Origin of the sequence: Novosphingobium sp. B-7 (genome assembly GCF_000410615.1) — a bacterium.
GTDB lineage: Bacteria > Pseudomonadota > Alphaproteobacteria > Sphingomonadales > Sphingomonadaceae > Novosphingobium > Novosphingobium capsulatum.
In genome coordinates this window covers 22,693-34,828 of sequence record NZ_KE148326.1, presented here as the reverse complement: position 1 = coordinate 34,828, position 12,136 = coordinate 22,693, and the positions used below count along the sequence as shown (strand labels likewise).

Here is a 12,136-nt window from a genome sequence, read left to right as displayed (position 1 = left end):
CCGCCCCCCCCCCCCGCCATATGGCTCGTCCATGCTGCCGCGATGGCCGAGCTGGATATTGACCATAGCCACCGGCACACGGCTGATCCGGCGGAAATCATCCATCCCGTTATCGTAGGCAATGTCGCCCGGGCCGCCCATGATGTAGAGGACCGGGGTATGCAGGCGCTCCAGCGCTTGCTTGGGTGTCGTCAGCCCGGGAATGAACGGCGTCCCATCAGGAAAAATGCCGCTGTTGTGGATGATGACGGCATGGACGCGCGGATCGGACGCGGCATCCAGCGCTTGTACGCCGCCACAACTGTGCCCGGAAACTGCAACGCGGCGCGGATCGATCTTGCCATAGAAATCACTTCCCGGCCGGGCGTTTTCGGCAAGAATCCAATCGAGGCCCTTGAGGATATCCGCCGGCATCGTCGCCACCGGGCGCAACGCGTGATCAGGCATGATCCCGCGAAGCGCAGCGGGTGCGTCTGGCCCGGTCAACGCGGTGCCGGGCGCAATGGCGACATAACCATGCGAGGCAATTTCAAGCAGGTGGAGCCGCGCGCTGGCCGCATCGGCCGAGCATCCGCTGTTGCCCCACAGCAGGACGCCCAGCTTGCCACCACCCTTCGGGAGCGAGGCCGGGCGATAGATGAGGTGGTTGGGGAGGGTGGCGCGGTTTTCTACGATTGCGGGCATCGGGCCAGTACCCGGCAGGTCTGGCAACGCGAAATAGCCCGCATAGCGCGCCAGTTCGATCGGCGAGGGACCGCCGGCTGGCGCTGGCGGCGTCTGGGCACTGCTGGAGAGCGGCATGGCAGCCACGGCGCCGGCAATCAGTGCACGGGACCAACACCGGGTTCGCTTTGTTTCGGTCATCGCTGTTGTCCTGCCTGATTGCCTTGCTGGCTTTGATGCGCTGGTCATGGGCGGATCCAGGGCCCGGGGGGCCTTGGCTCGAAGCGATCGAGTTGCTGCGAACCGAACGGCAGCATGGTTTCGCGATCGGCACGATACGGATCGGACAAGACACGGATGGTCTTGCCGATCACCATCGTCGATCGCGTCGCAACGTCAAAACGCGGCCATGACGGCAGTCGCGGCCCATGGGGCACGCCCGTGTGGGCAAAACCTGCCCAAGTGCCTGACATCGTGTCGCCCAGCCGCAGCGCCTCTGCCGATGGCGTGACATAGCGCCAGGCCGGCAGCGTGCCGAAGATGAACGGAACTTCGGCCACATGCGGGGTCACGTCATGAAATGCGCCGACGGTCATGGGATAGTCGAACGCGTAGAGGTAGGCGGGCGCTCCGCCTTGCGCTGCCTTGTGCTCGGCAAGCAGAATCGCATCGAGCAGATAGCTGCGATCGGTGGTCAGCCGCGCGAACAAGCGGCCATTGTCGAGCGCGGGATAGCGCGCTCGATAGGCTTGAATAACCGCCTCGGCATGGCTGGACGGCAGAAATGGTTCCAGCTGCCGCCGCAACTCCGCTTCGCCAAGCGTGGCATAGGCAGGGTCGGCGCCAAGGAACAGCGCTGTTTCATCGCGCGCCGTTCCGACGATGAGTGGCACATGGGCACTGGGGGCCAAGCCGCCAGGATCGACGGGCTGCCGGGGCAGGATCACGCCATCCACATTGGGCCGGAACTGCCCCATGGCGTTGCGCACGGTGATGCCCGCTGCGGTGACCGTCGCCACGGGAATATCGGCAAGTTTGCTCACTTCACCGGCATTCAGCCCAAGCGTGTGCAATAGGCGATCGGCCCGCTCGAACGAAAGGTCGGCATCATCCATGCGCAGCGCTGGCCCGCTTTCCGACGCACAGCGATGGAAAAGGCCCGCCGCGCCCGGCACTGCCAGCATCACGCTGGCCTTGCGCCCTCCGCCCGATTGGCCGAAAATCATCACGCGGTCAGGATCGCCACCGAATGCCTCGGCATTGTGTCGCACCCATTGCAGGGCGAGGACGATGTCGAGCAGCCCGGCATTCCCCGAAGCGGCGTATTTCTCGCCCCCGGCGTGGGCGAGATTGAGATAGCCAAAGACATTCAGGCGATGGTTGATAGTCACGACGACAACGTCCTGCGTGCGGGCGAGGAACGCCCCATCGGTGAGCGGATCGAAGCCCATGCCGGCTTCCCATCCGCCGCCGTGCAGCCATACCATGACCGGCTTGCGCCCCTTGAGCGCGCCGGTCCACACGTTGAGCGACAGGCAGTCTTCCGAAGCCTCTGGGGTTGAGCCGTCATGGCCCTTTTGTGGGCAACGCGGGCCGATCTCAATGGCCGGGCGGATGCCGCTCCACGGTCGACGCAGGCGGGCAGGGAGGAAGCGGGCCGCTCCTCCGGTTGGCTCGCCATAGGGAACGCCGAGGAAACGGTGCACCCCGTCAGCCAGCACGCCCGCAACCCGGCCAGCGGTCGTCCGCGCCACCGATGTTGCCGCCGCACCATGCGCAGGGCGATCAAACGCCATGAGCGCGGCACAGCCAAGCGTCGCGCCCATCGCGCTGCGGCGGTCAAACAGCATGGCGTATTTCCTTTCGCTTCGCCGGCTTGCCAGCTGGCGTATCGGCCGGGTCGCGCCCGATCATCATTTCAGGTTCTTGCGGGCGATATGCCAGCGGGTGTCGCGGCACAGCCCGCAATCCGGCCCCGAAAACAGCGATGCAGCGGCGCGATCACCCCTGAGCCGCCATTGCAGCCAGTTGACCACCACGCTGCCAAACGTGCCGCCACCCGGCTCAAAGTAGGTTCCGCCATGGCCGACCCCGTCCGGATAGGCCCAGACCGCTGGAATGGAGGTGATGCGCTCGAAATCGTCACGGCTGTTTTCGTGCGCGCCATCTGACGCGTCACCGCCGATATAGAGCACCGAGCCGTGGAGCTTGGCCAGGCTCGCCTTGGTCACCGGAGCGCCGGGCAAGCCACCCGTGCCCTTGTTCCAGACCCCACTGTTCATGACCAGCGTGGTCTTGATCCGTGGATCGGCGGCGGCTGCGATAGCCTGGAGTCCTCCGCACGAGTGACCCATCACGGCCACGGCAGCGGTATTCACCTTGGCGAACAGCGCGCTTTTGCGATCGCGGTTCTGCGCTGTCGCCCAATCGAGCGCGTCGGTCAGCTGGGTATAGTTCGACAGGGCCGGGGCGGTCATGCTCACTGGCGGCGGGGGCATGCCCTCTTCCGAGCCACCCTCGATCGTGGCGGGCCCAATCCCACCGATCGAGATCACCAGATACCCGTGCGAGGCGATCTCGGTCAGAAACGTCCGGTAGCGGTTGCCATAGGCCATGCATCCGCCGTTGGCCCACAGCACGACCGGCAGCTTCGATTGAGTGGCGAGATGGGCCGGCGCGAATACCGTGTAGCCGGGAAACGATGCCGCCTGCTCCATCACGGCTGGAAAGCGGCCGCTACCGGCCGGCGCGCGCGCATCCACCCGCGCCAGGTCGGGCTGGGGCGGCGCTGCCGCCATGGACAGCACGGCGCAGATCGCCGCTATGCCAGTTGAATATTTCTGCATCATCAGGGATCCTCTCGTGGCCTCGTCAGCCTTGCCGAAACCATAGCGAGAATCTTGCTGCAATCAATTGCATTTTCTACCATTTGATATAAATGGACTGGGAATAAGCGAGAGAGGATGCAGCGATGGACGGAGGCAACCGGCGGGCAGCAGGGTGGACGCGCCGCGCAATACTGCCTGCGCTTGGCCTAGCCGCGGGGGCCTGCGCAACCGGCCCGGCGCTGGGGCAGGTACTGCCCAGAGGATTGCAACTGCCACCGCTCCCGGCGTCATGGAACAGCGTGGAACGCGTGCCGCTGTGGCCAGGGGCAGTGCCGGGCACGGGGTTCCAGGCGCAGCCTTTGCCCGCTGGCTTTCCCGACATCCTGATCCGCAATGTCGCGCGCCCCGAAATCCGGGTCTTTCCGCCACCAGCAGGCGTGCCATCCAACGGCCTTAGCCTGCTTCTCCTTCCCGGCGGGGCCTACAGCTGGGTGTCGATCCTCAACGAGGGCATCGAGGTTGCCGCGCGGTTCGGCGCGATGGGCTATACCACGTTTGTGCTGGTCTATCGCTTGCCGGGCGAGGGGTGGGAGCAGCGCGCAGACGTTTCGCTCGCCGATGCGCGCCGCGCCGTCCAGGTCATCCGCCTTGACGCGGCGCGCCGCCAACTCAGGCCTGACGGCATCATGGCAGTGGGATTTTCGGCCGGTGGGCATCTCGCGGCTTCACTCGCTAGCGGCTATGGCAATCGGGTTTTTCCAGCGGTGGACGCGCTGGATGATTCCGATGCACGGCCTGCTGCCGTGGCGGCGATCTATCCGGTCATCAGTCTTTCCCCAGACCTCGGCCACCATGATTCGACCGCCAATCTGCTCGGCGCCAATCCGACGGCGGAGCAGATCGCGCGCCACTCCCCAGCCTTGCACGTGACGGCCGATACGCCGCCGATGTTCCTGGCGCATGCCCTGGATGACCCTGCGGTCAAACCGGAAAACACGCTGGTGATGATGCGTGCAATGACGGCAGCGCAGCGGCCTGTCGAGGTTCATATGTTCGAAAAGGGCGGCCACGCCTTTGGCGCGGGTCGGGCCAATCAACCCAATAAAGCCTGGCCGGATCTGTTCCATGCCTGGGCGCAGACGCAGCTTTCCTGAAAACCCGTTACACGATTGGAAATCGATCATGGCACTCGAGATCACGCGCCGGAGTCTTGCGCAATGGGCCGGCAGTTTGGCCGTCAGTCAGTTGGTGCCTCCCATCGCCCGCGCGGCGGCCGGATCCGCAACTGGCGGCGCGCTCACCCCGGGCGATGCGCTGCGCTATGTAAATCCAGCCTTGCGCCCGTCGGCTGAAATGGTTGCCCGCATGAGTGCCGAACACGGCACGCCCGACGACAGCACCCTGGCTGAACTGCGCCGTCCGCACCCTGAATTCATGCCCAAGCGACTGCCCGATGTTGCGGTGGAAGAGCGCCTGATCCCCGTTCCAGGTGGCGCGCCAGCGGTAAAGGTGTTTGTCATCAACGCCCGCGCCGGCAGCAAGCGACCCGCCATCGTGCACATGCATGGCGGCGGGTATATCGTCGGCACAGCCGCCTTCGAGGTGGGCAAGCACCAAGCAGTGGCCAAGGAACTCGATTGTGTCATTGTTACGGTGGATTATCGCCTTGCCCCCGAAACCCGTTTCACCGGTTCGGTCGAGGACAACTACGCGGCGCTGAAATGGGTGCATGACAATGCAGCCGCGCTCGGTGTCGATCCTAACCGCATCGCCATCATGGGTGAAAGTGCCGGCGGCGGCCATGCCGCGCGTCTGGCGATCACCGCGCGCGATCGCGGGGAGGTGCCCGTACTGTTGCAGGTGCTGATCTATCCAATGCTGGACGATCGCACCGGCAGCACTGTTATTCCGCCGTTCCCGCTCGGTTCGATTGGCTGGGATGCGCCCAGCAATCGCTATGGCTGGTCCTCGTTCTTGGGCATGCGGCCAGGCGGTGCAAACGTGCCGGCGGCAGGCGTTCCTGCTCGTGTCAAGGACCTGGGCGGACTGGCGCCGGCGTTCATTGGCGTTGGTGGCATCGACTTGTTCGTGTCTGAAGACGTTGCCTATGCGCGTCGGCTGATCGAGGCGAAGGTGCCATGCGAATTGCTGGTGATCCCTGGTGCCTATCACGGCTTTGATGTTGTCGCTGCCGATACGGCACCGGCACGCCAGTTCACCAAGGCCAAATTCGATGCCCTTCGCCGCGCGTTCGGCAATTCGGATGTTTAACTTGACGGGGGGTAGCGCTGTTCTCGCCGCATCAAATAGTGAGGTGGTGCCGGAAATCTGGACAGGGTGTTGAGCTACTCCGGACCTGATGGATTGGTATGGGAATGAAGACGACAAGGAAGCGCTACAGCGCCGATTTCAAGGTAAAGGAGGCGGTCCGTGGCGACCTGACGCTGGCAGAGCTGGCAGCCAAGCGCGGCGTGCATCATACGATGATTGCCGCCTGAAAGCGGCAGGCACATTTTCCGGGGGTGGCGATGTAGCCAGGGCTGCCAGCGACACCGAGCGTCCGCACTCGTGACTTGCCGGGAGAACCCCGGTGGACCTGTCGGCGGATCAGGCAATCAGGCGGCATAATGAAACCGGGATTAGCTTAACTCAGCTGTCAAACTGTCCAAGAAGGCGGCACCACCTCAGCTTCCTGTACCAAGCGCTGCGCGCATCGCCACCCCGTATAACGCACAAGGTGCCGGCCAAGTGGCGCAATCGCGCTGCTCTGCATGCTGGCCGGTTATCTTGTGCCGCGAGCACGTGCACCAGATGAAAAGGCGGGCAGCCTGGCGCAAACCACGCTGCCCGCAGGACGTCAGGTTATCGCGCCGGCGCCCTGTTCGGCTTGAGGCTCCGGTGCGGCGTCCCCCAGGGTGTTCGCGTGGCGCTAGGCCTCGGCGCGTTCGGCGCGGATCATGCGATCGAGCATCTTGCGCACTTTCACCGGCGCGACGTCGTTGGACATCAGCACGGGGTTGAGCGAGAAGAACTCGGCATCGCCCATTTCCTGCTGCACTGCTTTAACCAGCGGGCCATCCTCGTCTTCAAAGGCGGCATGCATGCCGGCGATCTTGGCGGCGTTGTAATCTGCATCCTCCACCACGTGATTGCGCCGCGTGGCGAAGAAGTAGTGGGTGGAGAAGGCATCGGCGGGCGTGCAGCTGTGCAGGTCGTATTGGTCGAGCGCGTCGTCGAAGCGGTCACTGTCCTGCACCGCGGCAACGGTAAGCTGAATGTTGGCCGGCGCGCTCCAGGTGATGTCGAAAAACTGCCTGGCCTCGTCTTCGGGACGCGGCAGGAACGGGGCGAAGATCATCATCGCCGGCTGCTGCGACCATTCCCAGCGCGCGCTCACGTTCTTTTCGGTTTCGCGCAGTTGCGGCACGATCGGCGATAGCTTGCCGCGCGTGGTGATGATCTCGCCATGGACGTGGTCGATGTGGCTAAGGTCCATGACATTGTCGATGATCAGCTCGTAATTCACCGGCAGATGCATGTAGGTGTAGGCCACGGCATTTTCGTGCCCGATGTCGAGCGGGGAATAATCGGGCAGCAGGGTGAGATCGGGTTCGGATGCGTCCATCCAGATCCACAGGAAGCCGTGGCGTTCGACCAGGGCAAAGGTATCGACCTGCGCTGCCTTGGGAATATGGCCAGTGCCATGGGGATTGTGGGTGCATTGCCCCTGCGCGTTGAAGCGCAGCGCGTGGTAGGGGCAGGCCACCTCGTCGCCATGGCGCGTACCCATGCTGAGCGGGGCAAAGCGGTGCGGGCAGCGATCGTGCAGCGCCACTGCGGTGCCATCGGCCTGGCGATAGATCAGCACCGATTTGCCCAGCAGCTTGCGATGGAACAGTTGCGCGCCGTCCACCTCGGTGGACAGGGCGGCGATGTACCAGGCCTTCATGAGGAAATGATCACGGGTTTTCATGGCAAGACCTCTCCAATCTAGATTTCGATGACAAGGCGCGGCGTGCGCGCGCGCGAACAGCAGGGCGTGAAGCAGTCGTTGGCAGCCTGTTCGGCCGCGGACAGGTACATGTCGCGATGGTCAGGTACCCCAGCGAGCACAGTGGTGAGGCAGGTGCCGCAGATGCCCTGTTCGCAGGACAGCGGCACTTCGATCCCTGCCTCGGCCAGCGCGGTTGCCGCGCTTTGGCCAGAAGCAACGGGCACGATTTGCCCGGTTCCGGCGATCTCTATCTCGAAGGCATCGCCCGGATCCTGCCCTTCCGGCGCGGAGAAATGCTCCACGTGCAGGCGTGCTTCGGGCCAACCGGCCGCCCGCGCCGCGCCGATCACAAAATCCATGAAGCCGGCCGGGCCGCAGGCATAAAGGTGGGCCTGCGGATCAGCCTCTGCCAGCACGCGCGCCATGTCCAGCCGCGTCTGCGGCACATCGTCGAAATGGTAATGCACGTGGTGGGGCGCGTGCGAGTGCGCGATGCGTTCGCGAAACGCGATGCGCGCGTGCGTTCTGGCGCAATAATGCAGGGCATAGGGCGTGCCGCTGCGCGCCAGATGATCGGCCATGGCGATGATCGGGGTGATCCCGATGCCGCCGGCAAACAGCAGCGCGGGCTCTCCTGGCACCAGGGCAAAGAGATTGCGCGGCGCGCTGATGTCCAGCATGTCGCCCACGTTTACCTGCTCGTGCACATGGCGCGATCCGCCACGCCCGGCGGTCTCGAGCAGGATGCCCAGTTCATAGACCGTTGTGTCGCCCACCTGGCCGCACAGCGAATATTGGCGGATCATGCCATTGGGCATTTTCAGGTCGATGTGCGCGCCCGGTTCGTATGGCGGCAGGCTGGCGCCGGGCAGCGGCGCGAGGACGAGGCCGACAATCCCCTCGGCTTCCTCGCGCCGCTCGGCGACCCGAACGGAAATCCATCCGTTCATGCAACGGTCTCCGCCACGTGGTCCGATGCTTCCTGCTCCAGCAGCTTGTCGAGCACCCACAGCATGCGGCCGGGGCCGGCATCGTGGACGATGTCGATTTGCGGGGCGTCGGGATATTGCAGTTGCCGCTCGCGCTGACCTTCCAGAATGCGCTTGTCTTCGAGAAAGGCATCGAGGTTGGTGGCATGCATCAGTTCGACGATGCCGGGAAACCAGGTGGCCTTGCTGGTGCCCCACGAGAAGTAATAGTCGATCGATCCATCGTCGCGCGGCGTGACCGCCTGGCTGGTAAACGTATCGAGCAGCAAGTCTCCGTTGCTCTCTCCCGACGTGGCATCGCCGGCAGACTTGATGCGGAAGCTCATGATGAAATTGCACGGCACGGTAAGCGTGACATGCACATCGATATCGAACCGTGCCGCCGGATCGAACAGGTGCTTGGCAAAGTTGGGCGCCGGTACGCCGCGCACGGTGTAGCGCGTCTCGATCCCGCGCGGCAGGTTCTTGTGGCGGGGGCGGATCAGGCTCCAGTCGTCAGACCCGCCAAAGGTTTCGCCATGCACCCAGGATACGTGGCTGAGATCGGCCAGGTTGGCGATTTCCTGCCGGTAATTGGTCTCGATGCGGATCGCGTTGGTTTTGAGCACCCAGTCGGGATCGGTCGGCCCCACCGCCTCGCAGATCAGCGCGGGGTCGGCCTTGGCGGGATCACCCAGCCAGACCCAAATCCAGCCGTCCTTTTCCACCGCCGCGAGCGTCGGCACATCAGCGCCAGGCGGGATCTTGTCCATGCCGGGCACCTGGCGGCAGCGGCCATCGGGGCCGAACAGCATGCCGTGGTACATGCAGCGCACGGCATCGCCTTCCTTGCGGCCAAGCGAGAGGGGGGCGGAACGGTGTGGACAGCGATCCTCCATCGCCACCAGCGCACCTTGCGGCGTGCGATAGAGCAGGATCGAGCGGCCCGCGATCTTGCGCACGACTAGATCGCGGCTGCCGAGCCCGACATCGGTGCCCCAGCCGGCGCAATACCAGCAGTTTTGCAGGAATGTTTCAGTCTTGGTTGGCATGGTCAGAACTCCACGCCCAGCCGGGCATACCACTCGGTGGGACGGTTGTAGGTGCCGAAGATGAGGCCGGCGGCCTGGAGATTGCCGCTGACGATGTAGCGATCGTTGGTCAGGTTGGTGCCGCCCACCGTGGCGCTCCAGCGCTTGTCCGGGGCCCGATAGGTGAGGCTGGCGCTGAGCGAGTCCACGCCCGGGCGCTGGAGCAGGAGCGTGCGCTCGGTATCGTTCCACAGGCTGCTGGTGCGGGTATAGTCGAGCAGCGCGACAACCGAGCCGCCGTTGCCTAGGCGATATTCATAGCGCGGGCTGATGTTGAACTTCCAGTTCGGGGCCTTGGGCAGCGGGGCGCCGACAAAGACGCCGGCCTGCAGCGTGTTGGGGGCCACCACGGCGCCCGGCAGCACGCTGGTATACTTCGCCTGGGTGTAGCCGATCGAGCTGTTGATAGTGAGGCCCGCGACCGGGGCGAGCACGGCCTCGACCTCGAAACCCTTGATGCGGGCATCGCCGGCGTTCTGGATGGTGGGCGAAATGCCAAGCTGGAAATTGAGCTGGATATCGGAATACCGTGTGGTGAACACGGCAGCGTTGATCTGCAAGTGGCGATCGAGCAGTTCGGACTTGATCCCGGCCTCGAACGTCTCGGCCTTTTCCGGGTTGAACGTGGGCGCATAGTCGAGCGGCGCGGAAAGTCGCGTGGTCCAACCCCCGGTCTTGTAGCCCTTGGACCACGAACCGTAGACCATCACATCGCGTGATGGGTGCAACTGGATGCCCAGCTTGGGCGAGAAGTTGTTGAATTTCTGATGCTGGTCTTGCGAAACAAAGAAGCGCAGCGGCTGGTTGGAATCGGGGAACCCGAGCAGCGAGGAACAGGGATTGCCATAGGTCGTGCAGCCGCTGACCTTGTAGAAAAACCCGTTGAGGTCGCTCTGGCCGCCGTTGAAGATCTTCTTCTCGTTGGTATAGCGTCCGCCAACGGTGACCGAGACAAGCGGTGAGATTTCATAATCGACCTGCCCGAAGAAAGCATAGTTCTTTGTGTCGAGATAATTCGGGCCATCGATCTGGATCAGGCCTTGGTCGAACGTCACATAGTCGTTCATGTGGCTGCGTTCTTTGAAGTAATAGCCTCCCAGAACGAACTTGAGCTTGTTGTCGAGGGTCTGGCCAACCAGCTGCAACTCCTGGCTGAATTGCCAGTTCTTGAGGCCGAAAGAGAATTCCAGGATGTTGAGCGGCGAGCCATCGGCATCGAGGCCGGTTGCCCAGTCAAGATCACGATAACCCGTGATCGATTTCAGCGAGAGGCCATCGGCCAGTTCGTAATCGACGGTGGCGGAAAGCCCCCAGGCCTTCATCTTGGAAAAGTTGATGCCGGTGGCATAGCTGGTATCGATGCTGTTGGTAACGAAGCGGTCGTCATACGGTAGGCGGTTGTTGTTCGGATCGGCATCGACATTCACGCCGCCGATACCGCCGAGCATCTGCCCCGGATTGAGCGGCGTGCCGCGCGAACCGCACAGCGCGCTCAGCCCTGCTGCGGCCAGCCCCGCCTGCGGGGTGTTGATGCAGGTGTTGTAGAGAAAGGCCAGCGTCGAAGGCATGCTGGATGTCGTCTTGATCAGCTTGTTGGCCGTGCCTTGCTGGTTCTGCCGCATGTAATCGCCCGAGACGCGGATGGTCAGGCGGTCTGTCGGGCGCCACACCATCTTGCCGCGCAGCGACCATTCGCTTTGCCCGCCTTCCTGGGCGGAGCGATCGGTACCGTTGGCACGGAAAGCGGATTCCGGATCGGTGGCGTAGGTCGCCGCGCCAGGATAGGGAATGCGGTTGAGATAGCCATCGCGGTGGCGCGAGGCGCCGGTTATCGCGAAAGCAAGCGTGTCGGACACGGGCAAGTCGACACTCGCATTCATGTCGAGCCGATTGTAGCGGCCGGTGGTGATGTCGCCGCGAAACGACGTGGTGTTGCCCGGATCGCGCGTGACGATCGAGATCGCGCCGCCGATCGTGTTGCGGCCAAACAGCGTACCCTGCGGCCCCTTGAGCACTTCGATGCGCTGCACATCGGGCAGATCGAGATTGGCGCCCACGGTGCGGGCAAGATAGACGCCATCGAGATAGACGCCGACGCCTGGATCGAAGTTGGCGGCAAAGTCGCTTTGGCCGATGCCACGGACATAGGCTGACAGGACCGAGGACGAACCCGAGAACGGCGAGCCAGCATCGAGCGTCACGTTGGGCGAGATGTTCGAAAGGCTCGACACATCAGCCACGGCGCGCTCTTTCAGCGCATTGCCGGCAAAGGCTGAAATGGCGATGGGCACGTCCTGCACGTTCTGCGCACGCTTCTGCGCGGTGACGACGATTTCAGCGATGCCGGTATCGGCGGCAGGAGCATTCTGCGCGGTGGCAGCCGGTTCGGTGCCGGCTGTGGTTTGGCCCATGGCGGGAGTTGCCAACGCCGCAGACAGCATGGTGGTCCCGGTGAGCAAGGCTGCTTTGATCATTTCTACCCCTCCGTAATGGCCCCCGTTGTTTCGGAGTGCCGTTGCGCAGAGTGTAAAAGCAGGGAATGTGCCAGTTTAAATAAGGGCATGAAATAATTGGCATGATGCGCGAGATCGT

General features: G+C 63.7%; 9 protein-coding genes and 1 pseudogene. 3 read left to right on the top strand and 7 right to left on the bottom strand.

The window, feature by feature from the left end; translation table 11 throughout:
• The 3 genes from H926_RS34250 to H926_RS0110420 all read right to left on the bottom strand — a co-directional run.
• Nucleotides 1-864, bottom strand: an 864-nt coding sequence (locus tag H926_RS34250; protein ID WP_237741014.1) for a hypothetical protein, incomplete at its 3' end; no start/stop codon positions are given.
• A 44-nt stretch (nt 865-908) separates the two neighbouring features.
• Complete coding sequence (locus H926_RS26840; RefSeq protein ID WP_022676247.1) at nt 909-2,513, bottom strand: carboxylesterase/lipase family protein; 1,605 nt, start codon at nt 2,511-2,513, stop codon at nt 909-911.
• 63 nt (nt 2,514-2,576) lie between these two features.
• Nucleotides 2,577-3,512 (bottom strand): hypothetical protein, encoded by a 936-nt coding sequence (locus H926_RS0110420; protein ID WP_022676246.1) that lies wholly within the window; start codon nt 3,510-3,512, stop codon nt 2,577-2,579.
• Nucleotides 3,513-3,790: 278 nt separating this feature from the next.
• Here H926_RS0110420 and H926_RS0110415 point away from each other — a divergent pair, with 278 nt between their 5' ends.
• From H926_RS0110415 to H926_RS32455, 3 genes and pseudogenes are all read left to right on the top strand, one after another.
• On the top strand, nt 3,791-4,645 hold the full coding sequence (locus H926_RS0110415) for an alpha/beta hydrolase (protein ID WP_158441970.1): 855 nt from the start codon (nt 3,791-3,793) through the stop codon (nt 4,643-4,645).
• 28 nt (nt 4,646-4,673) lie between these two features.
• Nucleotides 4,674-5,762: an alpha/beta hydrolase gene (locus tag H926_RS26835; protein WP_022676244.1), complete on the top strand. Its 1,089-nt coding sequence runs from the start codon at nt 4,674-4,676 to the stop codon at nt 5,760-5,762.
• Between the two features lie 104 nt (nt 5,763-5,866).
• Nucleotides 5,867-5,983, top strand: a pseudogene (locus H926_RS32455) (IS3 family transposase); the annotation flags it as partial.
• A 437-nt stretch (nt 5,984-6,420) separates the two neighbouring features.
• Here the strand turns inward: H926_RS32455 and H926_RS0110400 are convergent.
• Genes H926_RS0110400 through H926_RS0110385 form a run of 4 tightly spaced genes read right to left on the bottom strand, consistent with a single transcriptional unit; the run spans nt 6,421 to nt 12,018 of the window.
• Entirely contained in the window at nt 6,421-7,464 is a 1,044-nt protein-coding gene (locus H926_RS0110400; RefSeq protein WP_022676243.1) for an aromatic ring-hydroxylating dioxygenase subunit alpha, read from the bottom strand.
• Between the two features lie 17 nt (nt 7,465-7,481).
• Complete coding sequence (locus tag H926_RS0110395) at nt 7,482-8,435, bottom strand: PDR/VanB family oxidoreductase (protein WP_022676242.1); 954 nt, start codon at nt 8,433-8,435, stop codon at nt 7,482-7,484.
• Nucleotides 8,432-9,505 (bottom strand): aromatic ring-hydroxylating dioxygenase subunit alpha, encoded by a 1,074-nt coding sequence (locus tag H926_RS0110390; protein WP_022676241.1) that lies wholly within the window; start codon nt 9,503-9,505, stop codon nt 8,432-8,434. Before H926_RS0110390 ends, H926_RS0110395 begins: the two co-directional genes overlap by 4 nt.
• Before the next feature lie 2 nt (nt 9,506-9,507).
• Nucleotides 9,508-12,018, bottom strand: coding sequence for a TonB-dependent receptor (locus H926_RS0110385; protein ID WP_043609031.1), 2,511 nt, complete (start codon nt 12,016-12,018; stop codon nt 9,508-9,510).
• Nucleotides 12,019-12,136 lie beyond the last annotated feature (118 nt).